The organism is Marinobacter sp. SS5-14b (genome assembly GCF_030541005.1).
GTDB lineage: Bacteria > Pseudomonadota > Gammaproteobacteria > Pseudomonadales > Oleiphilaceae > Marinobacter.
On record NZ_JASSVM010000001.1, the window covers coordinates 556924 to 581957 of the forward strand.

General features: G+C 50.2%; 21 protein-coding genes and 1 pseudogene. 15 read left to right on the forward strand and 7 right to left on the reverse strand.

Going from position 1 to position 25034, the window contains the following annotated elements; all coding sequences use genetic code 11:
- Nucleotides 1–22: 22 nt before the first annotated feature.
- Complete coding sequence (locus tag QPL95_RS02595; protein WP_303289435.1) at nt 23–1141, reverse strand: hypothetical protein; 1119 nt, start codon at nt 1139–1141, stop codon at nt 23–25.
- Between the two features lie 234 nt (nt 1142–1375).
- Here QPL95_RS02595 and QPL95_RS02600 point away from each other — a divergent pair.
- Nucleotides 1376–1708 (forward strand): annotated as a pseudogene (locus QPL95_RS02600) (IS5/IS1182 family transposase); the annotation flags it as partial.
- Between the two features lie 68 nt (nt 1709–1776).
- Here the strand turns inward: QPL95_RS02600 and QPL95_RS02605 are convergent.
- Genes QPL95_RS02605 through QPL95_RS02615 form a run of 3 tightly spaced genes read right to left on the reverse strand, consistent with a single transcriptional unit; the run spans nt 1777 to nt 4222 of the window.
- Nucleotides 1777–2514 carry an SDR family NAD(P)-dependent oxidoreductase gene (locus tag QPL95_RS02605; RefSeq protein ID WP_303289436.1) on the reverse strand — a complete coding sequence of 246 codons (738 nt, stop codon included), beginning with the start codon at nt 2512–2514 and terminating at the stop codon, nt 1777–1779.
- A gap of 8 nt (nt 2515–2522) precedes the next feature.
- Entirely contained in the window at nt 2523–3824 is a 1302-nt protein-coding gene (locus QPL95_RS02610; protein WP_303289437.1) for an FAD-binding oxidoreductase, read from the reverse strand.
- Nucleotides 3821–4222, reverse strand: coding sequence for a GtrA family protein (locus QPL95_RS02615; protein WP_303289438.1), 402 nt, complete (start codon nt 4220–4222; stop codon nt 3821–3823). Before QPL95_RS02615 ends, QPL95_RS02610 begins: the two co-directional genes overlap by 4 nt.
- A 41-nt stretch (nt 4223–4263) precedes the next feature.
- Here QPL95_RS02615 and QPL95_RS02620 point away from each other — a divergent pair, with 41 nt between their 5' ends.
- From QPL95_RS02620 to QPL95_RS02685, 14 genes are all read left to right on the forward strand, one after another.
- On the forward strand, nt 4264–5154 hold the full coding sequence (locus tag QPL95_RS02620; protein WP_303289439.1) for a decaprenyl-phosphate phosphoribosyltransferase: 891 nt from the start codon (nt 4264–4266) through the stop codon (nt 5152–5154).
- A complete protein-coding gene (locus QPL95_RS02625) occupies nt 5151–5564 on the forward strand; it encodes a divergent PAP2 family protein (protein WP_303289440.1) in 414 nt (137 codons plus the stop codon). Before QPL95_RS02620 ends, QPL95_RS02625 begins: the two co-directional genes overlap by 4 nt.
- Before the next feature lie 59 nt (nt 5565–5623).
- Nucleotides 5624–7036, forward strand: a complete 1413-nt coding sequence (locus QPL95_RS02630; protein ID WP_303289441.1) for a hypothetical protein — start codon at nt 5624–5626, stop codon at nt 7034–7036.
- Between the two features lie 378 nt (nt 7037–7414).
- Nucleotides 7415–8308 carry a glycosyltransferase gene (locus QPL95_RS02635; protein WP_303289442.1) on the forward strand — a complete coding sequence of 298 codons (894 nt, stop codon included), beginning with the start codon at nt 7415–7417 and terminating at the stop codon, nt 8306–8308.
- Nucleotides 8309–8327: 19 nt separating this feature from the next.
- Nucleotides 8328–9500, forward strand: coding sequence for a glycosyltransferase (locus QPL95_RS02640; RefSeq protein ID WP_303289443.1), 1173 nt, complete (start codon nt 8328–8330; stop codon nt 9498–9500).
- A gap of 86 nt (nt 9501–9586) precedes the next feature.
- Entirely contained in the window at nt 9587–10510 is a 924-nt protein-coding gene (locus QPL95_RS02645) for a polysaccharide deacetylase family protein (protein WP_303289444.1), read from the forward strand.
- Complete coding sequence (locus QPL95_RS02650) at nt 10503–11846, forward strand: O-antigen ligase (protein WP_303289445.1); 1344 nt, start codon at nt 10503–10505, stop codon at nt 11844–11846. The genes QPL95_RS02645 and QPL95_RS02650 overlap by 8 nt, the downstream gene beginning before the upstream one ends.
- A 25-nt stretch (nt 11847–11871) precedes the next feature.
- Nucleotides 11872–13002, forward strand: a complete 1131-nt coding sequence (locus QPL95_RS02655; RefSeq protein ID WP_303289446.1) for a glycosyltransferase family 4 protein — start codon at nt 11872–11874, stop codon at nt 13000–13002.
- Nucleotides 12999–14513: an oligosaccharide flippase family protein gene (locus tag QPL95_RS02660; protein ID WP_303289447.1), complete on the forward strand. Its 1515-nt coding sequence runs from the start codon at nt 12999–13001 to the stop codon at nt 14511–14513. Before QPL95_RS02655 ends, QPL95_RS02660 begins: the two co-directional genes overlap by 4 nt.
- A 3-nt stretch (nt 14514–14516) precedes the next feature.
- Nucleotides 14517–16445 (forward strand): asparagine synthase (glutamine-hydrolyzing), encoded by a 1929-nt coding sequence (gene asnB, locus QPL95_RS02665; protein ID WP_303289448.1) that lies wholly within the window; start codon nt 14517–14519, stop codon nt 16443–16445.
- Nucleotides 16438–17490, forward strand: coding sequence for a hypothetical protein (locus QPL95_RS02670; protein WP_303289449.1), 1053 nt, complete (start codon nt 16438–16440; stop codon nt 17488–17490). Before asnB ends, QPL95_RS02670 begins: the two co-directional genes overlap by 8 nt.
- Complete coding sequence (locus tag QPL95_RS02675; protein ID WP_303289450.1) at nt 17490–18392, forward strand: glycosyltransferase; 903 nt, start codon at nt 17490–17492, stop codon at nt 18390–18392. Before QPL95_RS02670 ends, QPL95_RS02675 begins: the two co-directional genes overlap by 1 nt.
- Before the next feature lie 41 nt (nt 18393–18433).
- Entirely contained in the window at nt 18434–19510 is a 1077-nt protein-coding gene (locus tag QPL95_RS02680) for a GNAT family N-acetyltransferase (protein WP_303289451.1), read from the forward strand.
- 12 nt (nt 19511–19522) lie between these two features.
- Nucleotides 19523–21070 carry an exosortase/archaeosortase family protein gene (locus tag QPL95_RS02685; protein ID WP_303289452.1) on the forward strand — a complete coding sequence of 516 codons (1548 nt, stop codon included), beginning with the start codon at nt 19523–19525 and terminating at the stop codon, nt 21068–21070.
- Here QPL95_RS02685 and QPL95_RS02690 read toward each other — a convergent pair.
- The 3 genes from QPL95_RS02690 to QPL95_RS02700 all read right to left on the reverse strand — a co-directional run bounded on the left by QPL95_RS02690 (nt 20988) and on the right by QPL95_RS02700 (nt 24931).
- Nucleotides 20988–22088 carry a glycosyltransferase gene (locus QPL95_RS02690; RefSeq protein WP_303289453.1) on the reverse strand — a complete coding sequence of 367 codons (1101 nt, stop codon included), beginning with the start codon at nt 22086–22088 and terminating at the stop codon, nt 20988–20990. The genes QPL95_RS02685 and QPL95_RS02690 overlap by 83 nt on opposite strands.
- Nucleotides 22089–22153: 65 nt before the next feature.
- Nucleotides 22154–22822, reverse strand: a complete 669-nt coding sequence (locus tag QPL95_RS02695; RefSeq protein ID WP_303289454.1) for a PEP-CTERM sorting domain-containing protein — start codon at nt 22820–22822, stop codon at nt 22154–22156.
- Between the two features lie 144 nt (nt 22823–22966).
- The gene (locus tag QPL95_RS02700; protein WP_303289455.1) at nt 22967–24931 is read right to left on the reverse strand and encodes a PA14 domain-containing protein; all 1965 of its coding nucleotides are present in this window, start codon (nt 24929–24931) and stop codon (nt 22967–22969) included.
- Between the last annotated feature and the right edge of the window lie 103 nt (nt 24932–25034).

Below are 25034 nucleotides of genomic sequence, written 5' to 3' on the forward strand. Positions count from 1 at the left end.
ACTGCCCTCTGGCTAGAGTTCTTTATTCCACGCTCATTGACTCGATTTTAGCAGGTGGGCTAATTAATGGAATACCTTTGATATTTGTTTCTCCGTTGCCATTAGTTACGTAGAGATAAAGGTTTTTTATATATTTATTTTCTACGGTGCTCACTCTTGCTTGAATATTTGTGTCAGACCACGATTCGATTGTTAGCAATTCCAACTGAGTAACTTTATCTAGATATGGTGCATTGCCAAGTTCGATGCGGGCTGAAGCGTTCGGTCCTGCGCTCACATAGATATCGTCATACAGTATGTTTGTCTTTGAATTCTGTATGGAACGAATCCAGCCTGGAAAATTCATTTGCTGATACTGTTTTTCAACAGGGCCATCTTCATCGAACACTGGAACATTATATACGCGCTGAGTATGGCCTTTATCCTCAGATAGAGTGTCGAAGTGAATAATACCCGGTTCAGTTGGATTATTCGGGTTGGCTTTCAACCAGAAAGAAATGCGCATCCAATGATCCCAACTCCACCACTCATTACCTACATCCGTAACAAGATTAGCGTCGTTTCCTGCAAGATAAAATCTACCTCCCCCGACGTGCGTCGGTAAAACTACGTCAGACGAGCGACCGACGACGTCAGTGTCAAATACCCATAGCATTTTGAATGAGCTATCTTCTGCGAAGGTTCTCGGCGCCTGTACTTGGTCACCAGGGAAGTATTTTGGTCCTTCTAAATAAATCCAGTAGCTGACATAAAACTCCTTGGTGCCGTCGAATTTAAGTCTGATTGCGTTTGTTTTTTGGGTCGCTCCATCAAAGACCTTAGCGCTGTTATTGCCTGATCTGCTAACGTTGGAGTAGGTAGGAATGTTGAACTCATGAATTTCCGTCCACGATCCGATCTGCGATGCAGAAAGCTGAACGGGCTCACCTGCAATTCTATCGTTTGAATCGAACGTGTCGTAAACAATAACTTTAGGTCCGTCGCCAAATCCATTCCCTGAGATGGAGAGGGAAGACCGATCAAAATCTGTCTGGATAGCCGATATCGCTGGCTCGGTGGCGACTGATGTCGTCGCGTCGAGCGCCGCTAACAGCGAAAAGAGCCATGCAGTTGATGAGACTAGGGTACGATTCATAATCATAAATAAACCCTCTACGTTGGAGAAGCCACTATAGCGAGCCATTGATTTCAGAATTGCGGATTAGTATTCGCTTTTGCAAAAAAAGGCTCAATTAGTCTTTTAAATCTAGCCTATCTTTACTGCTGGTAACAGTACAACGACGTCTGATTCGATGACTTAACAAACGACGGATTCCAAGGTCTCCGTTTTAGAGCGGTTGTCGGGTGATCACAATGACCCGTGTCTGCCACTGCGACTGCCAAAGAAGGCTTTGTGCTGGATTGCCAGGCCCTGGCGGGCAATCCTTACGCTGGCCACACTGTCGATACGGCACTTAAGCGAGTCCTTCTGCACACCAGCAAGATGCCGGAGCATATGCTGGCCGACCGGGGTTACCGTGGCAGTGAGAGCACCTTCCTCTGCAAAATTTATATCACCGGCAAGCGGCGCGGACGCGGCAAGACCCACCCCGATCAGCAGGATCGGCGAAACAGTATCGAGCTGATCATCGGTCATCTGATAAGCGACGGCCTGATGTATTGGAATTTCCCCAGAGGATTTGCCGGCGACACCATACACGCGGTGATGTCCCGGTTGCAGGATTTTACAAAGGGGTTGCGTGAAAAATGAACAGCGATCTTTGGAATAAGGAAAGGTTAGATATTCATTCTGTTGAAAACGATTCTTGGCAAATGCCTGATTATCATCATTATCAGCGCCCATTTCATGGGGACGTAAGCGATTTCTCTGCGAGAGTCTATGGCGTTGAGTATCTGCTGGGCCACTTCGTGGACGTCTGCGAATGAGTCAGTGTTTGCCATTGCCTGCGTCATCGGGGTTTTGGTTGGTCCCGGTTTGACTAGGGTGACCCGCACGCCTGTTTTTGCGAATCTGTGCTGGAGTCCTTGGGCGTATCGTGTGACGAGTCCCTTTGCTGCGCCGTAAACATAATTGGACTTTCGTCCCCGGTCTCCGGCAACCGAACCAATCAAAGCGATGTGTCCGTGATCCAGTGGCGCCATTTGTTTGGCGAAAGCCTCTGCGAACATTACCGGTGAACTGCCATTGATGGTCAGGGTATGTTCACACAGGCTAAGGTCCTCTTCGCACGCCTGCTGATCAGGCAAAGTGCCGTGTGCTATTAACGCAATATCAACGGGAATTTCTGAAACCCGCGTAATGAGTTCGGAGATTGCAGCGGGGTCTGTAAAGTTGACTTGATAAAGCCTGCACTGAGCGTTGGGGTTTCTGGTTTCAAGGTCTTTTTGGATGCGAGTGCATCTTTCCTGATCTCGTGCAATCAAGGAAAACAGGCAATCTTCGCGTTCAGCCCATATTCGAGCGCAGTGCTCTGCCATGGCGGATGTGGCACCTACAATAACAATGTGTTTCATCGGGTCGGTCAACTTCCTGTTAGTCGGCGAGATAGGGCGGAGCTGATGCCCGGGTCCCTGAATCTCTGGAATTTCGGGAGGTTAGGGTAGCCGAGTTCGAACAGTTCCCTGGGCATGCGTGCGTCTTTTGCAGGGTAGATCCTGCCGTGGGCCTCCCGCACGATGGCATCCAGTCGCGCAAACAGCTTTAGCGTGGTGGTATTTCTATTAGGAAAGTCCAGGGCGAGCGTTACACCTTCCATCGGAAAGCTCATCAGCCCCGGGGCTTGCCTCGTCCCAAATGTTTTAAGGACTGCAAGCATTGAACCTTGTCCGGAGCGTTTTATTTCATTAAGCATTTCGGCGGTCGCATCTTCTCGGTGTTTTCTGGGAACAACAGACTGATATTGATAAAACCCGCGGCGGCCGTACGCTCTGTTCCAGTGCTTAATGGCGTCTAGCGGGTAGAAGAAAGGTTTGTAGTGTTGGATCTGGACGCCAGCACGCTTCGATTGTTGGTGGAAGTAGATTGAATTAAAGAGTGGCAGCGATAACCGGTTTACCAACGACATGGGCGGAATAAAAGGAAGTGACAGCTTTTGAGGGCGTTCTTCGGGAATATCCCGCCTAGGGGACGGGTTTCCTCGCATGAATATACCTCGGACTCCGCGTTGACTGGTGCAGTCAATCCAGGAAACAGTGTGCTCCCACTCAGATTCCGACTCGTCCGACAAAAGAAAGAACTCATCCAGGCTGTGGTAAGGGATGCTTTCAGTAGTCAGCCAAGGGCCGCAGGTGGCTTTCAATTGTATCGTTGCAGACAGGATTACGCCGGTAAGCCCAAGCCCTCCGGCAGTGGCTGTGAACCAGTCGGTGTTATGCTCTTTGCTGCAAGTGAGGCGCTTGCCGTCTGTCCTGGCGAGCTCAAGTGCTGTTACGTGATCACAAAAAGAGCCATGGCGGTGATGATTTTTCCCGTGGACATCGTTGGCGATGGCTCCACCAACGGTTATGAGTTGTGTCCCAGGGGTTACAGGAAGCGTCCATCCTCTTGGAATGAGCAGGCGTTGTATGTCTGCAAGGAGGACGCCCGGCTCGCACGTTAACAACCCCGTTTCGGAGCTGAACGAAATAAAGTGGTCCAGTGTGCGTGTTTCCCAAAGAGTTCCGCTGGGGTTCAGGCATGAGTCGCCATAGCTGCGACCATTGCCATAGGGGAGAGACGGCCCTCTGGTATTGGCTATAATATCGGGTGCGTTCGTGACGGAGCTGAGTGTTACCAAGGTGTGGGCGGGGGTAGAAAGTCGGCCCCAGGATTCAATCTTCGTCACGTCGCCTCCGTGCGAAATACGTATCGCTTATCGAGATGATATTTCGTCAGGTAGCCCACAGCAAGGCCAAGTATTCCTCCTAGATATCGCATTTCCTTTGTTTCAAATAGCAGATGGAAACTGAACTCGAAGCCCCAGAATACTAAGGTTGTTACAACGCCCATAATAGAATACAAAAAGAACACTTGGCTGTCGTGAGACAAACTTTTGCTCTGGAACGCAAAAATGTAACGCTTGTCGAGTAGATATTTGACAACTAGACCCGCGCCCGTGCCTACGAACACTGATAGAATTACCGGTAATGGGCCTTGATAAAACCTCGTAACCAGGTCCTGCGCCCCGATATTAGCGACGGTGGCGATTACGGCGAGAATTGTATAGATTAGCGCGATTCTCATGTTTCGACCGTGCCTGCAGGGAAGTGAGTAAGGTATGTTTTATGGATGATACAACACAAGCGGTGTCCCCACTACGGCAAGTCCGTGGGCTGGTGAAGCTGGTTCGGCCTAAACAATGGGCGAAAAACGGTTTCGTGCTGGCACCTTTGGTTTTTGCGGGTGAATTTCTTGATCCAGCATCCGCATCCAGCGCGCTTTTGGCTTTTGCTCTATTCTGTGTTGGGTCCTCAGCCACGTACATTGTTAACGATCTCAGCGATATTGATGGCGATCGTCGTCATCCTCGTAAGCGACACGAGCGCCCACTCGCTTCCGGCCAGGTAAAACCTGGAATGGCCTTCGGGCTGTTAATTGCGCTATATGCGGTGTTGGTGGGGTGCTGGTTTATTGTCCCGTCAGTCGTTTCCGTTATTGGCATCTATCTTGTACTGAATATTGCTTACACATTTGTGCTCAAGCATCAGCCCGTTCTCGATATCTTTACCATCGCCCTCGGGTTTGTGTTGAGGGTGTATGCCGGTGCAATGGCGCTGGCCGTACCTGTATCTGGTTGGATGTTTGTAACTACCCTTTGCCTTGCGCTCTATCTGGCGGCTGTTAAACGTAGGCAGGAACTCAGCCAGAGTGGCGACCAAGCCCGAAAGGTTCTTGGAAGTTACAGTGTTGCACTGGTTGATCGTTATGCCGAGATGTCGGCGACTGGCGCATTGGTGTTTTACAGTATGTTTGTTATGTCTGCTCGTCCTGAATTGGTTGTAACTGTGCCGCTGGTTCTATTTGGGCTTTTTCGATACTGGTACGTCGTGGAAACGATGGACGGGGGAGAGTCTCCAACGGATGCGCTTTTTTCTGACTGGCAATTGTTGCTCACTGTCGTGCTCTGGGTAGCTGCCTGTGGATGGGCGCTATGGCCCGAGGCCGTTCTGGTATGACGTTATCGTATGCGGTTACGCCATTCACCGCCTGGTTAGTGGCGGGAGGGCTTAAATTTCTGGTTAATTCGATTCGGGCTGGAAAACCAGCGTTTGGATTGATTGGCTACGGTGGTTTTCCAAGTAACCATAGCGCCATTGTTAGCAGTATGTGTGCTTTGATTGCTTTATCAGAGGGCTTAGATCACCCCGCTTTTGGAGTTGCACTGACGGTGGCATTCATTGTCATGCTTGATGCCTCAAGCCTTAGGCAGCAGGTTGGTAAACAAGCTGCCTCGATCAATCGGCTCACTGAGCAAATGGCCGAGCGTAACATTCATCGAGAGCGTATGGGGCATACTCCGTTAGAAATTGCCGGGGGCGTGTTTGTTGGTATCGCTGTCGGAGCGTTCGTGGCCTATTTTTCGTAGTCGAGGTAGCGGGAACGTTTTTGTAGGGCACTGAAAATCAGCGGCTAAGGATAGTGATTATGGATGATGACAAGGTTGGGGTGGTTGCCCGTGTGTTTTTACTGGCTGTGTTGTCTGCTTTGGCAGCAGTCGCTATTTTACCCTATGCCTCCGCATTTCCTTCTCTGATTATTGAAGATGACGGTTTCTTCTACGCTGAAATCGCCAGAAACATTGCGACGCTTGGCGTTTCCACGTTTGATGGTCTGCATGAAACCTCTGGTTATCACCTTCTTTGGATGGGCGTTATGGCAAGTACGTCCTGGGTGTTACAGTTGGTCAGTTCTCAGGCGGAGTTTTTGCTCTGGGGATATCTTTCGCTTTCGTTATTCGTTATCTCTGCCTATACCATTCTCTTCTTTAACAGTCTCGAGGCCCGGATTTTAGTCTGGATTTTGTCCTTGATGTGTTCGCTGTTGATGGAAGTAAATCTGTTGGTCCTCCTGATTCTGCCGGTCTATCAAGTTCTGTTTGATCGAGTTCAGAGTGGGGCGAGCGTGCCGCTCTGGCTTTACGGATTGATCGCACTGATACCCCTGGTGCGGATTGACGCTACAATCATGCTTGCCGTGCCGATTTGTTATCTTTTGATCACTGATCGCCGTATTGGTTTCGGCTGTGGGATTGCACTCCTGTTTGGTCTTGCGGCACAGCTGGTTTTGATGAAGCTGGTTTTCGGCCATATGTTTTCGGTGTCCTCGACCCTCAAGGCTGCCGATATGGAGGGCTCGCGATTGGTCAGTAATCTGTTGCACCGAGGGGCGGACTATACACTGCGCAATTTACTGGCATTTGGGTTGCTGGTGCTGGCATTTGGTTTAGCAGTCATTCGCAAGCATTGGCTTGCAGTTGCCATTGTCATTTCCGTGGCAGGTTTCTATGCCGCGCATTTAATTTTCAACCACCAGCGGCACTGGTACTTCTTACCAGTCTATCTGCCGGCCTTTTATATAGTGGCAAAGCTCTGGCCTGTTAGCGGGTGGTGGTTCCGGATTTTCCGACCTGGGGCGCTGGTTGCTGCGCTGATACTTGGCATGGGGTTTGGGCTTGGCTATCAATTAACGCACATACCAGCGCGCATTAACTCGCTGGCGTTTGTGAAGCAGGCGAATGCGATCCTTGATCGGTCAGATGTTGTCTTTCAGGTGGATGGTTCCGGCTGGACGGGATTTTTTCTGGATGCGCATTTGGTGAATGGGGACGGCTTGGTCAATTCTTACGAGTACGCTAACCGCTTAGTGAATGGGGACCTCGCAGGATACCTGGACGATATTGGTGCTGATTATGTGTTGGTTAATAAGCCCTACAGAGACAATTTAGTGGTAGACATCGGCGGCTTGCAGGTGTCGGAGTCTGATCTCGAACCGGTATTGGAAACCGCTTTGCAATCCGATTATCGGTTCACACAGTTTAAGCTCTACAGGCTCAAGTAGGTGATGCTTGGTAGCCTTTTTTCAGTTGTCTGGCCAGCGCACTTTCATCATCCAGGCTTGCGGATGTGCGTTATCAGATCAGGAATAATAGTGACTGGCAAGTGTTGTAGACACCCTGAAAAAACTATGTGCCACATTGTCAAGAAAAAGGGTTGAAAAAACAGGTGGTTGTTATGCGTTTCGACGGCGCTGATAGCCATGTTAATGGCAATTGCTATTTACCCGTCTAACGGCCGTCGTAAAGCCAGAGCCGTGGCTCCTTTCAAGCCTAAGTCAGGCCAGTCCTGTTTACAATCTGATGCAAAAGGGAGGATGATGAAAGCTAATTTTTTCAGAACTTTTGGGGTAATTCGGAAAAATGGACGTAGGGAGTAGTAAATGGAATTAACTTCTGACAAGCCTTTGGTTAGCGTTATTACTCCTGCATTCAATCGAGTCATGCTTCTGCAGGAAACGTTAAACTCTGTTATTAGCCAAAAAAACTGTAATTTCGAATACCTGATTATCGATGATGGTTCAACTGATGGCACATGGGATTGGCTGCAAAACTTGCAAGATCCGCGCATTAGAGTAATGAGGCATCCAAATCACGAGAATCGAGGTCAAGCTGCGTCCATTAATTTAGGTTTGAAAAAAGCGGTGGGGCACTATGTCGTGATCCTTGATAGTGACGATTTGTTGGCTGAAGGCGCGCTCGACGCTCACTCGCGCTTTCTAGCCAACAACGCTGAATTCGCTATGGTCTATGGATCTGGCTTTGCTGTAGATAATAATTTGGATCCCATCTATCCGCTCTTTCGGAATAACCATGTAGAGAAGAGTGATCCGAATAATTTGCTTTTAGACTGCTACATACCGTCCCCAGGATTATGTATGTTTAGGAAGGCGGTAGTTGATAGAATCGGATTTTTAGAAGAGTCATTCCGCGCTGCTCAGGATCATGATTTCGTATTACGTATTGCGGAGGCCTTTCCAATTGCATACTCCGGATATCATAGCTTTTACTATCGAAAGCATGAAAACTCAATCAGCCAGAAAGGACTTGAAAGGCGTTGGTCGACCGGATTCGAGATACTAAATAGAGCGGAAGCTCGTTTTCCATATAGACGATCTACAATTCGAAAACGTCGTGCTTTGCTTCATTTTAGAATGGGTCAGGTCTATTGGAAACAGGGGAATGTTGGGCGCTCTGCTCTCCATATTCTACTGGCTGGATTCGGTGATCCCGTGCGCGCTGTTAACGTCATTCTGGGTGTTGAAAAGCCAAACTGAATCGTTGGAAAGTCATCTTATGGAAATGGAAAGTCCGGTTCGTGTTCTGTTTGTGATCGATCAGTTCTCCAGCCCGTATGCAGGAACAGAAGGCCAGTTGCTGCAACTCATCTCAAACCTACCTGCTGATCGATTTGTCCCGGAGTTGTTGGTTCTTCGTTCATCAGACTATGTCAACGAGGGCAATATCCCATGTAAGGTGCACGTATTGGGCACTTCGAAGCTTTTCAGCATAAAAACATGGCTGGCATTGTTTCAGTTTGCTCGCCGTCAAAAACAGGCTGGCACGGCTCTGTGCCATGTATTTTTCAACGATTCATCCGTTCTTTGTCCTCCTGTGTTTGGCCTTGTGGCAATTCCTACGCTTATTTCCCGAAGAGACATGGGGTATTGGTATACCCGTAAATACCTTTGGGTGCTTCGGCGAACGGCTGCTTTTGTGAGGGGCGTTGTTGCAAACAGCGAAGCGGTGAAGCGAATCACTGTTCAGAAAGAAGGGTTTTCAGATGCGGATGTTTCAGTGATTTACAATGGATACCCTGAAGGTGACGAGGAGCTGCACCCTTTGATCGGCGAAGAACGACAGCGATATGTCGAGACTCTGGGCTTACCGAAAAGTGGACGGTTTGTGGTACTGGTTGCAAATTTGCGTGACATAAAACGAATTGGTGATGCTATTAGTGCGATTGCTAGACTTACCCAAACGCTCCCCGATACTCATTTGGTATTGATAGGAGCGGGTGATCCGCAGCCCTACCGTATGCTCGCTGAAACAGCCGGTATTACCGGGCAAGTCCACTTTTTGGGAGCTCGTTCGGATGTAAAAAATATTCTGCGAGTCATGGATGTTGGTTTACTGTGCTCGGAGTCAGAGGGTTATTCGAACGCCATTGTTGAGTATATGCAAGCCAGGCTTCCGGTCGTGGCATCTGACGTGGGAGGAAACAGTGAAGCCGTAGAGCATGGTGTTACGGGATTCCTGTTTCCCATGGGGGATGTTGATCAAATGGCTGAGCAGTTGGCTACTGTTCTGAATGGTGAGTCACGAGCTGTGGCCGCCATGGGTGAAGCTGGCTGCAAACGTGCGGGACACCGGCATGCGTTGCAAACAATGATTGAGGCTCACTGTGGGTTGTACGATCGGTTGTTGTCGGGTTCAGATTATAGCCGGTCAGAATTGGGGGTTCGGTGAATATCTCGAGGTGGGTAAAGGTCGTTGGTGAGGCAGGGGGCTATGCCCTGTCTCGAGCTATTACTGCACGCCGCCCGCGTATCCTTATGTATCATCGCTTTTCCCGGCTACCCGAGAGTGGCCATGTCAGTGCGGAGGAGTTTGAGTGGCAGGTAAGGTATATAGCGCGGCATCTTAATCCAGTAACGGTTTCCCAAATTGCGTCGTCACTCTATGGCAGCCATAAACTCCCCAGGAACAGTGTGGCGATTACTGTCGATGACGGTTACCAGGATTTCTATTCAATTGCCTGGCCGATACTGAAGAAATATGGCGTGCCTGCCACGTTCTATGTAACCACAGGGTTTGTGAGTGGCGATCTATGGTTGTGGCCTGATCAATTGCGATATTTATTGACGAAGGCCCCAAAATCACAAGCAACGTTCGACCTCGGTCTGTTCCACATTCAAACACCGTTGAGTGCAGACGATTTTGAGAGTGAATTTTGGAGGATCAATCAAATCCTCTTAATGGCGGATGACGCAGAAAAGCTCGAGTGTCTGGCGAGTATGGCTCGCACCTGGCAGGTTGAATTGCCGAAGTGCCCCCCCGAGGGGTTCGAGCCCGTTACATGGGATCAGCTGAAAGAGATGCAGGCTGAGGGGCTGGAAGTAGGAGGGCACACTGTCACCCATCCATCCCTCGCAAGAGTAAGCAGCGAGCAGGCCAGAAACGAAATTCTGGGCTGTGGGAAAATGCTGGAGAAAATGCTTGGTAACGTTACCCGTTCATTTTGTTACCCAAACGGAACGCCCGATGATTTCGTTGGAGAGCAGGTTCAGTTTGTTCGGGATGCAGGATTTTCGTGTGCTGTCGTGGCTTTTGCCGACGATGGGGAGCATCGCCAGCGCTACGCCATGCGCAGACATGCGAGCTCTTCAGATCAGTTTCAGTTTCTCAAAGCGGTTTCGGGTATTGAATTACTTGGGATGAAGTTCAGAGGGCACCATTTAGAGACCCGATATGATTAGTGTAGGGGCTAATGAAAGAGCTTCGGCCAGCGCATTTACATTTTGGTTGTTTATCTATTTTCTAGTGGATTTTTTTCTCCACCTATCCGCCAGAATTCCCGCCTATGCGTTGATCAGACCAACGTTGCTTTTGGTGTTAGTGATTTCTTTCAGTCTGTACACTCAGCGCGATAGCTTTCGAGGGTGGACCCGCGACCCGATTGTGGCGTCTCTTTTGGTGTTGATTGGCTATCTGGTGGTATCACTGCCTTTGGTTGAATGGCCGGGTAGCGTTGTGAAGAATAACTTGGGAGATTTTGTTAAAGCCATCGTGTTTTTCTATTTTACCGTGCTTTTGGTGGACTCAAATCGACGACTGAAGATTTTCTTGACGGTGTTTATCGCGTGCCAGGTATTTCGAGTTCTCGAACCCTTGTTTTTGCACGTGACAGAGGGATATTGGGGCAGTAGAACGCATCTTGGGCATGGGGAGTTTTCACAGCGACTGGCTGGTGCGCCTTCGGATGTTATTAATCCTAATGAGTTAGGCTTTGTGATCGTAACGGCCATACCTTTTCTTCATTATCTGCTTTGGTCATCAGGGTTTAAGGCGAAGCTTCTTTATCTGCTGTTGATGCCACCGTTACTGTACGCTCTTATTTTAACGCAGTCGCGAGGGGCCCTGTTGGCATTGTTCGTGGTCGCTTTTTTTGTGTTCAAGGAATCGAGCCGAAAGTTCAGTTTGATTGTTGTCGCTGTGTTGGTCGGCTTTGCAGGGTGGCACGTGATGAGTGATGAGCAGAAAGACCGTTATCTGTCGTTGGTTGGCCAGTCTGAGACGTCCAATGCGGCGACCGCTGACGGCCGCATTCAGGGAATGATGCGAGAATTCGCTCTGGGCTTTGAGCGGCCGATTGTTGGCCACGGCCTTGGCACGACGCCTGAGGCTAAAACGCACATACTGGGCAGTCGTCAGGCTTCTCACAATCTGTATGCGGAATTGCTGATTGAGCTTGGCATCATTGGAACACTGATTTTCCTGCGTTTTCTTTTAAAGGTCTACCAGGGGCTTGTCGAAAATCAAAAGCGAATCTCTCGGCTCTCGGAGAGGCCTGGGACCTTCTATGTCAGTTTGAACAAAGCTTTGATCGCCTTGTTCTGGATGTATGCGGTATACAGCTTCAACTATTGGGGGCTTTCCCAGTACTATTGGTATCTCTTTGCGGGTGCAGTTGTCGTATTTCATCGTTTGGTTCTGTTGGACCTACTGGACGCCAGTGAGGTTGAAAGTATTCCGGTCAGTTCGGTTCAGAAAAGCCGTTTCAGTAACTTGGTTGGCCTGGCCGATAGGCGCTAACTCTTCGTTTTAAAGGGAATTTTGAATGCAAGTTGTTGTATTTGCGAGGCACCCAGGTGGAGGGATTCGAACGTATTTTTCTTATGTTTACGGTAACGAAGCCCTGAAAGACTTTGAGTTTAGTCTTGTAACGCCTGAATCGGCAGCTTTGGAATCGTTGGTGGCGCCATTAAGCAATGTCAGTGTCTTGGCGAAAACACCGGAAAGTAATCTGAAACTATTGATCGTGCTTTTGCGGGTTGTTTTGAGAAAAAGGCCAGCACTCGTGCATTCACATGGTTTTACAGCAGGATTGATATCAGCATTCCCACTTTGGCTTCTTCGTATTCCTCATATTATTACAACCCATGATGTTTTCATGCCGGGGCACTTCAGGGGCGTTATGGGAACGTTCAAGAAGTACATTATGGCCCGCTTGTTCTCGCTTGCACGTGTAGTTAATCCCGTTGGCGGTGATGCCGCTGAGAATTTTCGGGTGACCTTTCCGGCTCTTGCTGGAAAAGGGAGGGTGATTGCAGTAAGGAACGGTATTAAGAGCGCTGCATTTCTCGGAGCGGATTCGAGGGCACTCCGCAGGGAGGCGGGCATTCCCGACAACGCATTGGTAGTTGGTTTTTTTGGCCGTTTCATGGCCCAAAAAGGGTTTGGATTGCTGGTTGATGCAGTTGAGAGTTGGAGCAATTCCGGGAAGCATAGGCCTTTGCACGTTTGCTGTTTTGGCTGGGGTGGATTCATTCGTGAGGAACAGGAGAATATCGCGCGTAGGGAGCTAAAAGAGTACTTTCACTTCTTCCCCGGTACCGATGAAATGGGCGCTGCAATTCGTGGGGTGGACGCTGTTGTAATGCCATCCCGGTGGGAGGCCTGTCCTTTGCTTGCGATGGAAGTGATGGTTGCTGGTAAGCCACTTATCGCCTCAAACTGTATAGGTTTGAAGGAAGTTACGAACAACACACCGGCTTTGATTTTTGAGGTAGGTTCCCTGTCCCAGTTGGTAGAGCAGCTATCTTTATTTGAGTCTCGTCAAGAACACTTCGCCGTAGAGTTCTCGAGTTTCAGAGACGTTGCGGCAGAACGTTTTGATGTCTCGGCAACGGCAGAGAGCCTTCTGGGCGTATTTAACTCAGTGCTCGATCGACCGGAGGCGAGCAAGTGATCCGCACACTTCTGGTGAATACCGGGTCTAACGTCCTGGTCATGTTTGTCAAACTGGCGATCACTTTCATCATGACCCCTGTATTTGTCCATAATCTTGGAAAATACGATTACGGCCTATGGGAAATGATAGGTGCTGTTATCGGATATATGGGCATTCTTGATCTAGGGCTGAGGCCGGCTATCAGTCGCTATGCCGCCAAACATCTCGCTGAGCAGGATGAGGTCGCACTCCAGTCTGTCTATGTTTCGGCATTTGCATTTATGGCCATTGTCGGCGTGCTTCTATTTCTATTTTTCTTCCTTTGGGGTATCTGGTTCTCTGGTTCTCTATCACCTGCTGGAGGTTCAAGTCAGAAATACACGCTTTTTCTTATAATTATCGGCGCCTACCTTTTTATCTCCTTCCCTGGTTACGTTGCCGAAAGCTATCTGGAGGGGTTTCAAAAATATTATCTTAAGAACAATATTACGATTGTTAATTCAATAATAGGATCAACGCTGCTATACACGTTTATAACGCCTGAGAATGGTTTGCTACTTCTTGCAGCCATTAATGGAATTGGCATTTCAATTAAGTATGTTTTGTTCATGTGGATACTGTCCCGACCTGCCTACGGGGCAATAAAAGTGCAAGCTGGTAATTATTCATGGTTGCGTCTGAAAGAACTGGTGGTTTTTGGGTTTAAGTCTTTTGTACAGGGTATTGCCAGTCGGGTTGAGAATGCGACGGACGTGCTTGTGATTGGGTTTATTATGGGCCCTGCAATGGTGCCGTTCTACAGTATTCCTGCCAATCTGGCCCAACAGATTCGCACGATGGGATGGACATTAACGCACGCATTTATGCCTCTTTTCAGTGGCCTTAGTGCCAAGGCCGAGGATGATATGATACGTCGAGTGTTTGTTATGTCTTCTCGCTACGTTGTCAGTATTTTGTTCGGTATGGGCACCGGTGCGTTAATGTTGGGCGTGCCATTTATTTCTGTTTGGCTGGATTCCGAGTTTGGTAATCAAGCCAGGCTCATCATTGTATTTTTGGTGTTTTTTACGATTCTTCCGTTTATTAACCCTTTCGCAAGCCGCTATCTCACGGCCATCAATAAGCACGGCATTTTTGCGAAGCTTACGCCAATAGCGGCGGCTATCAATATTGGCTTAAGCCTCATTCTTGTTCATCCTTTTGGTTTGGAAGGGGTGGCATTCGCATCGGTCGTCCCGGGGTTGATTTTCGTGCCCTTATATCTTCGTTATACCTGCCGTCAGCTTGGTATCACGGTGCTCTATTATTTGCGGTCTGCCGTGCTACCCGGATTGGTGCCTTCGGGCATCATGGCGTTGGTTTTGCTGGTTGTTGGTGAGTACCTGGTTTACGATTCTTACACCGATATCGTTGCCGGGGCTGTATTGAGTAGCCTGGGCTGGCTGGTTGGCTTCTGGTTGCTGGTATTAAACAGGGAAGAAAGGCGTTATCTGGGCGCCCGGATAGCACGTATGTATGGAAGGACGTAGCCAATGTGCGGTTTTGCTGGATTTGTAGGCCCCCTGCCGGCTGGGTTGTCCAACAACACGTTACGCCAGATGGGAGAGGCCATTGCCCATCGTGGCCCCGATGCGGATGGAGTATGGACAAGCGGTGAACTAGGCGCAGGCTTGGTACACCGGCGTTTATCTATTCAGGATCTCTCTCCTGCCGGTGCGCAACCTATGGCCTCCGCCACGGGGCGTTATGTCATTGCGTTCAATGGAGAAATATATAACTTCAGGCGATTGAGGGAGTCGTTGATAAAGGAGGGATGTGCCTTTCGGGGGCATTCCGACACTGAGGTGATGCTGGCAGCCTTTGAGACTTGGGGGCTTGAGCAAAGTCTCGCCAAGTTCTCTGGAATGTTTGCCTTTGCCTTGGTTGATACCCAAAAACGAACCCTCTCACTGGCGAGAGATCGAATGGGTGAGAAGCCGATTTACTATGGTTGGCAAGGCAAAACACTCCTGTTTGGTTCAGAACTTAAAGCTCTCCGAGTGCATCCCGATTGGAAGGGCGGAGTCGAGCCTCAGGCATTGGCACTGCTGCTACGTCACAACGTGATTCCAGCACCCTGGAGTATCCATCCCGGTATCTTTAAGCTACCGCCTGCTTCGCTGATTTCTTTCGATCTATCAAGCCTTGAGCCGGGTTATAGTCCGGAACCCTCACGATATTGGCAGCTGGAAAGTTGTTTCGCAGCTCCATCGTCGGATAGCTTTAATCAGAGCAGCCATAAACTCGAAAGTCTTCTGGGTGATGTAATAGAAGACCAAATGATATCGGATGTCCCTTTGGGGGCGTTTCTTTCCGGCGGCATTGACTCTTCAACAGTCGTCGCCTTGATGCAAGCCCGAGCCAGTCAGCCGGTTAGAACGTTCAGTATTGGTTTTGACGAGCCCGGCTTCAATGAGGCAATCCACGCAGCCGAAGTCGCCCGCCACCTTGGCACTCAACATACGGAGCTTTACGTCAAGCCTGATGATGCTCTGGAGCTGGTTCCGCGTTTACCGGAGCTTTACGACGAGCCGTTTGCTGACTCCTCTCAGTTACCTACATTTCTTGTCAGCCAGATGACTCGAAAGCACGTTACCGTTGCGCTTTCAGGCGATGGGGGCGATGAGTTGTTTTGCGGCTATAGCCGGTATCCGTCAGTTGGAAATCGTTGGCAAAATCGTTTCAGCGTGAGCTCTCTTGCGCGTAGGGCTGCGTCGTTAATCCCTGAGGGGGTTGCAAGCCGGGCCATTCGTGCCGCTGTGCCTTCACAGCGAGATCGTTCGTTGCTGGCTATTAGCCACCGCCTGAAAGCAGAGCGTGCTATGGCCAGGGCAGAGGATCTATCGGAGTACTATCGGCAGTCGGTGTCTTTCTGGAATGAGCCGGAGTGCTTAAAACATTCCATATCGGACGGCACGTACGGCCTGAATGCGCAATTACCGGGTGGGGTGCCGGATAACACCATGAAAACCTTGATGTGGCGGGATCTGAATTGGTACCTCCCGGATGACATCCTGGTGAAGGTAGATCGCGCAGCTATGGCTTGTAGCCTGGAAACAAGGATACCGATGCTGGACCCGCGCGTGGTGTCTTTCGCGCTGTCCTTGCCGTTGGGCTATAACGTTAAAGGCGGTGTTGGCAAGCAGGTGCTGCGCAGTGTTTTGTATCGGCATGTTCCCCGCGAGTTAGTTGATCGCCCCAAGCAGGGATTTGCCGTTCCTGTCGGGCAGTGGTTGCGGGGCCCTTTGCGTCCTTGGGCGGAATCTTTGTTGACCCCCGCAGTTTTTCAGAAGCAGGATTATTTGAATGAGAGGGTTGTGATGGCCTATTGGCGTGAACACCTGCGCGCTCGTGAAGATTATTCTGCTGAGCTTTGGGGAGTACTGATGTTCCTTGCCTGGCTGGAGCAGACTGTTGGCTGACATTAAACCCTATTTGGATCAGTCGCATCGGGCGCAGGTTTTGGAGCTTTTTTCAGACGTGCCGTTCAAAGCTGAGCTGTGGAATTACCAGTTTTTAGAGAGCCCGGGGGCAAAGACCCGAGGTTTTGAGCCCATTATTGCAGAAGATGATGGGCGAACCGTTGGGTTTAATGGTGTAGTCCCTGTTTCGATCGTTTGGAATGGCGCAATCTCGAATGCTATGTGGAGTTGTGATTTCAAGGTGAGCGCCGATTATCGCGGCCAGGGTGTTGGTCGTTTGATCAAAGAAGCATTGGCAACGAAATCACCGGTGCTGATGTCGTTTGGAATCAGCCCGGTTGCGGCTATCGTGTTGGAGCGAATGGGGTGGCAAGCTAGCCATGAGGTTCATTTCCTCAAAAAGATTTGTCGCCCGGCTACACTTCGAGATATTGCTCTTTCGGTCTTTCAGCTGCTGACAGCGGCCATGCACTGGAGTTCTGGTGGTGCTGGGCTCAAGACGGTTCAACTGGACGGCCTTCCAGATAGTGGGGAAGTTGATCGTTTGTGGGCGGATGTTCAGGCGGGCTATACAAAGGCAGTCGTGCGCGACTGGGAGTATCTGGATTGGCGTTATCAGAAGCATCCTTTGGGACGGTATCGCTTCGTTGAAGTTCGAGACAAGCATCACGCACTTACAGCAGTAGGCGTTGTTCGTGTTTCCGGCGGGCAGGTTCGATTTGTCGATTACCTGGGGCCAGCTCGGAGTGTGCCGGTGAAGCGCGCGTTGGTTAAAGCGATTCTTGGCTATTGGGCAAGCGCAAACGCATTTTCCTCTATGACGTCGGATTTCGAACTGAAGCGCGTGATGAAATCGATGGGGTTCTATCAGGGTAGGGAGCAGCCTCGTTTCTATGTATGGTCTTCCAGAGAGATGCTTGGGGATAACGAGCCTGAAAGCAGTGCCCAAGGCTGGTTTATTATGGGTGGAGATTCAGATGGTGAGTTGCTTCAGGCAGCTCGGGAATCCTGGAACGAGAAAGTTACTGACAGGGAAGGTGTGTAATGTCGGATAGTCAACCGTTGATAAGTGTTATTACGCCAACCTACAACAGGGCGGACTTTATCGTGGAGGCGGTTGAGAGCGTTCTTGCTCAGACATATCCACACTTTGAGTTGCTGATTGTTGACGATGGGTCCACCGATAATACGAGAGAGGTGCTTGAGCCTTATTTGAAAGATGGCAGGATTCGGCTGTTCTATCAGGAAAATCAGGGGCAAAGTGTCGCCAGAAATCGCGGCCTGGACGAAGCGACTGGGGATTTCGTATGTTTTCTCGATTCAGACAATGCCTGGCTTCCAGATAAGTTCGAAAAATCTCTCAAGGCATTCGACGATAATCCGAGTAGTGACGTAGTTTATGGCGATTTTATTGTCATCGACGAGCAGGGTCGTGAGATAGGCACTAACCGCATGAAACGCCATAGTGGTCGTATTACACCGCATCTGTTGCACGATAATTTTGTAAGCATGAATACCACCATGACCCGCAGGCAATGCTTTGTCGATATGGGCGGCTTTGATAAAAATGATCGTCTGGCTGAGGATTATGGGCTTTGGTTACGACTTTCGACTCGCTATAAGTTCTATTATTTGCCCGAGTTATTGGGCTATTACCGCGTCATGGAAAACCAGATTTCCAGCGACAAAGATAGTCGTTTCGAAGCAAACGAGGCGATCGTTCATCATTTTATTGAAGCGTTTCCTGATGCATTAACAATATCAGAGCGAAAACGTGGTTTGAGTCGGTTCTATGTGCGCAAGGCTCGCTACGAGCTGTCTGTTAGGCGGTTATGGAGCGCCTGGCGGGGCTTCGTGACGGCCGTGAAGTACGATCCGTTCTGGCTTGGTCCTTGGCGTTTCTTGGCGAAGTTGGCGGTGAGTATTCCTGGCGGCGGCCGCGGCTGATGTACCACGTAAGGGCACTGACATACACTGACTTTCAAAGCATGCAGTCAGACTGGCAAGCCTTGCTGAAGCGAAGCGATGCGGATCCTTTGTTCATGAGTTGGCCTTGGCAGGCATCCTGGTGGGAAGTTTGGGGGAGTCAGCTCGGTCTGCAATTATTGTTGCTGGCCGTCTATGATTCAAAAGACCAACTTGTTGCCTTGGCACCCTTATACTCGAATTCGCGCGTGACACCGGTTGGTTGGCGCATCAACCGTCTTCACGTTGTTGGAAATGCCTGGAAAGTTGGGCCAACTGTCCGTACAGAGTATATCGGCTTCATCGCCGATAGTCGTCATAAGGCCGGATCACTTGAGGCCTTGGCGGGTTACCTCAGTGGCGCCGTGTGGGATGAACTGATCCTGGCGGATGTATCTCGGAAAGTAATGGATGATTTGGAGCCTGCTCTTGACGGGCAACTGGATGTTTCCAGGTTGGTTCGAAGTGAATCCGAGGGGGTGGTCATAGATGTCACAGGCGACTATTCGGGTTGGCTGGTGGAGTTGGGTAAGAGCACTCGCCTGAAAGCGTATAATCGCAGGAATGTTTTTGAAAATGCGCTTCAAGGCGAGTGGCATTCCTGGACAGACGCCGACAGTTTTCTGGAGCGTCTTAACGAATTCCATCAAGAGCGTTGGGGGAAGCCCTGTTTTGATAGCCACGCTGTGCGCTTCCATAGGCTTCTATTGGCTCGGTTGTCTGAAGGTCAGCAAGCTCGGCTTTCTGTACTAGCGTCTGAGGGGAAGGTGGTGTCGGTTTTATACGATATTTGTGCTGGCAATCGCATGTACAACCTTCAGGCCGGTTTTGCAGAAGATTTTCACCCCAAATTATCGTTGGGAACGCTCCACCTGGGCTATGCCATCGAGCAGGCTTTTAAGGATCCGGCGGTGGTAGAGTATGATCTCTTGGCGGGGGCTGGCAAAAATACCTTTTACAAAAGTCACTTCAAGGGCAGTGTTGTGCGATTCACTACGGTGGAGTATGTGCGTTCGCCGCTGCTAAAGCTGGCGTACGGCGCCCGGGGTTACTTGCCTCAAGGGCTTGTTTCTTCTGTTAACCGTTTTTTCAGGCTGTAAACAGGTTTATTTATGAACAGGGAATGGATTCCGTCCCCCGCCATATTCAGGCAGTTGCTTCCTTACCTGGCAACCATTTGCGCACTTGGTCTGTTAACGTTCCCGACAATTGAAGGTGTCGTTACGCGCTGGTTGAAGCTTGATGAGTCCTACTCGCATGGTTTTTTGCTTCTGGCGGTTTCATTATTCCTCATAGCACGAACTTCAGTGCGCCATTCCGTTGTGTCTGCTTTTTATCCTTTCTGGCTAATCCCGTTGGGTTTTTGTCTTGTCGGCTACTGGCTTGGGGAGCTGATTCGCCTGCAAGCATTGCAGCAGCTAATGCTGATTCCTATGTTGCTCAGTGCATTGGCGGTAATGATGGGCTGGCGCCAGATCCAGTTCTTTCTGGTGCCTATTGGGCTTGTTTTTCTAACGATACCAGTTTGGGATTTCTTGTCCTGGAATCTTCAGCTGATCACCGTTGCGGTCAACAAATTCTTGCTCGGCCTTCTCGATATAGACTTTGAGGTTGAAGGTGTTTTTGTCTATCTGATTGGTGTTGGCACGTTTGAGGTGGCTAACGGCTGCTCTGGACTTCGGTACCTTTTGGTGGGGCAGGCCTTGGTGCTGATCTATGGCGAGATGTATCTTTCTCGTGTTCGTTCTCGGGTGATGTTGTTTTTGCTTGGGGTCGCTTTTGCTCTTGTCGCTAACTGGATTCGCGTTTTTGTGATCATCTATATGGGTTATGAAACCAACATGCAGTCCAGTCTTATTGAAGATCACGATAACTTCGGCTGGTGGGTGTTTGCTGGAACCTTAGTGCCGCTCTATTTCCTCGCTCGTCGACTGGAAATTCGCGATGATGCAGCGCAGCCGGCAGCTTTTGAGGCTCGGGAACCAACCCCCAATTCAGCTCTTACGGTTGTCTCTGTGAGCTCGATTATTGTTTTGGTTGCTGCTGCTTGGGCAATGCTGCCGGAAAAGCGCGCGATGATTGCTGAAAATCCCGCAGGCTATTCGATCGACCTAGGCGGTCAATATGCGCCGGTGTTTGGCGCTCAACTGACGGGTTGGCGTCCCCAGTTGCGCAATGCTGACCGCGTGTATGTACAAACCCTATTTGATCGTCAGCATGTGAATTCAGGTGGGGAGATCGATGAAACCTTTTACCTTGGCGTCTTTACCTACGAATTCCAGCGTCACCGTGCTGAACTGATTCAATACAGTAACTCCCTTTATGACCGAGAATTTTGGATACCAGAGCAGTTTTTCAGTGTCGATAACCGGCTGGATATTCCTGTGCAAGGTATGACTTTGAAAAGTAGGGTGACTGGAGCGCGAGTCCATATTGCGTACAGCTATCTGGTTGAGGGTCGTTGGGAAACCGATCAATGGCGTGCCAAGCTTGCTCAGGTCTCAGGATTTTTCAATAACCGGGATGATGCCAGTTTGTTAATTGCGGCATTAAGTTGTGATGACTGCGACCCAAGGGCTAGTTTGGCGGGATTTGCTGATTCGGTGTTTCCGTCGGCCCTTGCATCGATTGACCGTGAGGTTGTTCGGTCATCTGATTGATCTGATTTTCAAGGCGGACAAGAAAATCAGCGTGGTTGTGTCGATACCACTCCGCGGAGGCCTCGGACATCTTTTGGAGGGTGCTTTCACTTGTTTCCAGTGCTTCTGAAATGACCTTCTCCAGCTCTTTTTCCGACACAAAGTAACGCGTGCCTAGCCTGAATGGCTGCGAGAGAGGGGCAGGTACAAGATAGCCTCGATGTTTATTAATCAGTTCGTTCATGGGTGCGGCATCGGTTGTAATAGGCACGCACCCGAAACTCATGGCTTCCGCAAGTGCCTGTCCGTAGCCTTCGACTTCCGATGGAATGATTGCAAACCCAGCCCTCGCCCAAAGATTGGACAGTTCCTTGTCGCTTAGGCTTTTTCGTACGGTCAGGTTGTGTGGATATGTCTTTTGGTCGTCAATATGTTGTGAGGCTACCACAAGGGTTGGCCATTCCGGGTGCTTTTGCCAACAGGCTAGCAAGGCTTCTGTTCCCTTGAATCTGCTATTGCCGGCTACGTGGAGTGCAAGTTTGAAATTCTTATTCAGGCTGAGCATGACTTCTGTGTTTGCTGAGCCTGTAAAGCCTAAAAAGTAAGTGCTTGGATGCCTGCTGGAAAAAATCGCTTCTGCTAGCCTGGTTTTGCAAAGAACACTGTCAATAAAGTTCAGATACGGAGTTCGAGACTCAATGAACCATTCCTGGTTAGGTATGAGCCAATGTATCGTGCCAGCGCTGAGATGAGATGGGCGAATGTTTTCGAGGTGTATCACCAGGTCCGCTTTGGGCCCTTTACATACAGAAACCTTCATCCACCGGTTTAATTGGTAGTAAAGGCGCTTGGCGGGTTCCGGGAAGTACCGTGTGACGACTCTATAACGAAAGTGCGAGAGCCTGTTCCGCCATTCGGGGGTAGGGCGAAGCTGAACTTGGTGACAAGTGTGTCCCATGACCGTCAGGGCCGAGTCGAGGATGTGGGCATCTTTTCTTAGCCCGAGCCCACTGCTTGCGTAGATAATCTGGATGTTCATTCAGCGGCAACCAATAAAAAAGCCCTGCAATTGCAGGGCTTTAAACAATACCACAAAATGTGCGATCAGGCTTTTTTACGGCCTCTCATGCGCACCGCAATGCCGGCCAAACCGAGGCCAAGCAGGGCGAGTGTGCCCGGCTCAGGCACTTCAGAGGCCCTCACCATTACGAGCATGTCGTCGTGGTTGTCGTCAACCTGGTTGTTGTCATCAAGGCTGAGAATGAACCAGTCTTCTCCAGCTTCGAAGATTGAGAAATTATATCCAACGGCAAGGTTTCCAGTTCCTTGGTTGGATACGGAACCGACTGGATTTCCCCATGCTAAAGATGAGAAGCCGAAGTCGAGTTTACCCATCCCGCCAGCGTAGATGGCACTGAATGTGTCACCCAGTGGGCTAGTTCCAGTATTAAATACTTCAGAACCTTCATACAGGAAGGAACCGGTGTAACCAGCCTCTTTACCCAGATAGGTAAATGTCAGTTTAAATGGATCGTTTGACACCGATTCGATTGAATGGGACAGAAGAACGGAGTCAGTGGTGTTGTAATACTGCGGACCAGTAAAATCTCCAGCCGGGATTCCAACGCCGTTCGCGTAATCGTTATTTGTTGGAACCGCAGAAGGTGCCTGGGCCGGGTTGGTGTTAGCAACCGTGTCGATATAGGCAGCTTGTGCTACACCAGCGAATCCAACTGCCGCTGCAAGTGCCAAGCCTTGAGTCAATTTGTTCATTTTAGTCACTCCTCCAGTGAGTGTTCTATGTTGTACTTCACTTCTATTCAAGCAGGTGTCGTGCCAAGTTTTAAGTTGCTGAAATGTAAGACTAAAATGTCTCCTGGTAGACGCTCATGTAAAGTAATCTGACGACCTGTCCAATTACTGGACGGTATATGCAACAGGGTCTGAGGGCTCGCTGCTCAAACCGTTGGTGTCAATGACCCTGATAGTAAAAAACCAGCTCCCGGTCGGCAGATCGTTGATGGTGGTTTGGGTCGTTCCCGCGGGCACATCAACGGACTGGCTCAGGTTGTTGCTGTCTTGTCCGTAACTGATTCGGTAGACGCTGATTTCGCTCAGCGAGATGCTGCTTCCATCCACTCGGGTGCCCGGTGGAGTCCAGGAAAGCGTGACGGTGCCGAGAGCGTCGCCGTTGTTATCCGGAGCGCTGGTTACGGGTGCCTCAGGTTCGGAGACGGTTTCCAGGGTATAGGGATGCAAGCCGGACTGATAGGCGTCAAAGACAGTTACGCCGCTGTTGTTGAGGATGCGGGTTGCTGAAGGTTGCATGATTGGCAGGCCGTAACGAAGCTTGTAGAGGTCATCAATGCCGTCGCCCAGGCTGCTTTCGGCGACTTCGCTATCCAGGGCAAGGTGCTGAACCACATCCAGTGCGGGCAGAACGATACCGGTTGTTGAGTCGGTAATGGTGAGCCTGGCGGTGGCTCCCCAGCCCGATTCAAAGTACTCCATGGTAACCGCAACCGGGGTTCCGGCTGGCAGGTTAGCGGTGGCCGTGTATGTGGTCGGGGATTGATTTTTCCATTGATCAATCACGGTCGCCCCGTTCAGTAGGAGCCTTGTGCCGTCATCAGTGGTGGTGGAGAAAACGTAGTCTCTTGTGCCTTCCGCGTGAGGTGGGGTGAACCAGCCTTGCCAGCGAACGCTGTACCTGTCGTTGGGAATATCTGCTGATGGGCTACCGTTGCCCCAACTGAAATTGACCTCGTTGTCCTTGCGTGTGTAAATAAAGTTGTCAAAGTTGATGCCGGTAAAATACTGACCGGCAAAACCGGCAGCGTATATGGGTTCGGCTACCGGGAATTCTGCCGGGTCGTCAGGATTTGTGCCGGCCTGATATTCCTCGAGCGCGCTGTAACCATCGCCATCCGTATCAACGCTGGCATCGCCGGGATCAGTCGGGTTCAGGCCGTAGGCGTACTCATACCCATCGGGCAGGCCGTCCCCGTCGCTGTCTTCAAGCTGTGGATTGGTCCTTGCCCAGAACTCGTCCAGGGCCGTTAAAAGGTCATCATCGGTGTCGGACGTAGCATCACCGGGGTTTTTCGGGTCTAGTCCGTACAGCGTCTCCCAGTTGTCATAAAGATTGTCACCGTCTTCATCAAGAGGGGGGTAGGTTCCACTAAAACTCAGGCCCTGCTCTGCATCGAAATAGCCGATTTTGTAGCCCAGGACGTAGGCGTCCTCTGCGCTCATTTCCGGCTTGGTATCTGGGCCTTTGGTCGCCCAGCTGAAGAGGTGCTCGCCTTTGATGACTTGCTGGGAAAGTCCGGGTCCGGACCAGGCAACGGTGAAATGATCGTCCCAACCCCCTTCCTTGTGCCTGAGTTCAAAGTAGTATTTTTTCCCAGCTTCCAGGTAATGGACGCCGGAGGTCTGCGAGCTGTAACGGCTGAAGTTGTCCACCGGTGTGGACATAGTCATGGCAATCTGGACTGCGGTGTCAGGGCTTTGAGAATCGGACAGCCAGAGCTGGGTTTCGTCATCACCGCTGATGTAGAAGGTGTATTCGCCAGTTGTGGGAGGCGCAACAAATCCGCGGATGAGTGTGCCGTAGTTATTGCCCCGGCTGACGGCCTGTCGGAGTTCGGAGAATTCTGCGATCTGATCGGGCGAGTCTGGGTATTTTTCGGCATCCAGCATACTTTGAACATTGTTGCCGGTGATGGCATCAAAGTACCAGACATCGACCTTCCCTGGTTCACTGACTTCTGGCACGGCAGCCGTAGCCGGTAAATCGCCAATATCACGGTATTGCCAGCTTTGGCAGCCGCTGACGACTACGACAATCGTGCCAAGCCCTAACGCTTTGATAGCAGCCATAATTCACCTTCCTTGCGATTTGAAACAATACGTAAAGTATTGTTGCAGTAGGTGATGGCCGCCACCGGCAGGTAGGAACGTTTAGTTATGTCACCGTGCCGGT

Excerpts from the sequence above, each read along its gene's own strand:
- QPL95_RS02595 (WP_303289435.1), bottom strand. The coding sequence starts at position 1,141 with ATGATTATGAATCGTACCCTAGTCTCATCAACTGCATGGCTCTTTTCG.
- QPL95_RS02605 (WP_303289436.1), bottom strand. The coding sequence starts at position 2,514 with ATGAAACACATTGTTATTGTAGGTGCCACATCCGCCATGGCAGAGCAC.
- QPL95_RS02615 (WP_303289438.1), bottom strand. The coding sequence starts at position 4,222 with ATGAGAATCGCGCTAATCTATACAATTCTCGCCGTAATCGCCACCGTC.
- QPL95_RS02620 (WP_303289439.1), top strand. The coding sequence starts at position 4,264 with ATGGATGATACAACACAAGCGGTGTCCCCACTACGGCAAGTCCGTGGG.
- QPL95_RS02625 (WP_303289440.1), top strand. The coding sequence starts at position 5,151 with ATGACGTTATCGTATGCGGTTACGCCATTCACCGCCTGGTTAGTGGCG.
- QPL95_RS02630 (WP_303289441.1), top strand. The coding sequence starts at position 5,624 with ATGGATGATGACAAGGTTGGGGTGGTTGCCCGTGTGTTTTTACTGGCT.
- QPL95_RS02635 (WP_303289442.1), top strand. The coding sequence starts at position 7,415 with ATGGAATTAACTTCTGACAAGCCTTTGGTTAGCGTTATTACTCCTGCA.
- QPL95_RS02640 (WP_303289443.1), top strand. The coding sequence starts at position 8,328 with ATGGAAATGGAAAGTCCGGTTCGTGTTCTGTTTGTGATCGATCAGTTC.
- QPL95_RS02645 (WP_303289444.1), top strand. The coding sequence starts at position 9,587 with ATGTATCATCGCTTTTCCCGGCTACCCGAGAGTGGCCATGTCAGTGCG.
- QPL95_RS02650 (WP_303289445.1), top strand. The coding sequence starts at position 10,503 with ATGATTAGTGTAGGGGCTAATGAAAGAGCTTCGGCCAGCGCATTTACA.
- QPL95_RS02655 (WP_303289446.1), top strand. The coding sequence starts at position 11,872 with ATGCAAGTTGTTGTATTTGCGAGGCACCCAGGTGGAGGGATTCGAACG.
- asnB (WP_303289448.1), top strand. The coding sequence starts at position 14,517 with ATGTGCGGTTTTGCTGGATTTGTAGGCCCCCTGCCGGCTGGGTTGTCC.
- QPL95_RS02675 (WP_303289450.1), top strand. The coding sequence starts at position 17,490 with ATGTCGGATAGTCAACCGTTGATAAGTGTTATTACGCCAACCTACAAC.
- QPL95_RS02680 (WP_303289451.1), top strand. The coding sequence starts at position 18,434 with ATGCAGTCAGACTGGCAAGCCTTGCTGAAGCGAAGCGATGCGGATCCT.
- QPL95_RS02685 (WP_303289452.1), top strand. The coding sequence starts at position 19,523 with ATGAACAGGGAATGGATTCCGTCCCCCGCCATATTCAGGCAGTTGCTT.
- QPL95_RS02690 (WP_303289453.1), bottom strand. The coding sequence starts at position 22,088 with ATGAACATCCAGATTATCTACGCAAGCAGTGGGCTCGGGCTAAGAAAA.
- QPL95_RS02695 (WP_303289454.1), bottom strand. The coding sequence starts at position 22,822 with ATGAACAAATTGACTCAAGGCTTGGCACTTGCAGCGGCAGTTGGATTC.
- QPL95_RS02700 (WP_303289455.1), bottom strand. The coding sequence starts at position 24,931 with ATGGCTGCTATCAAAGCGTTAGGGCTTGGCACGATTGTCGTAGTCGTC.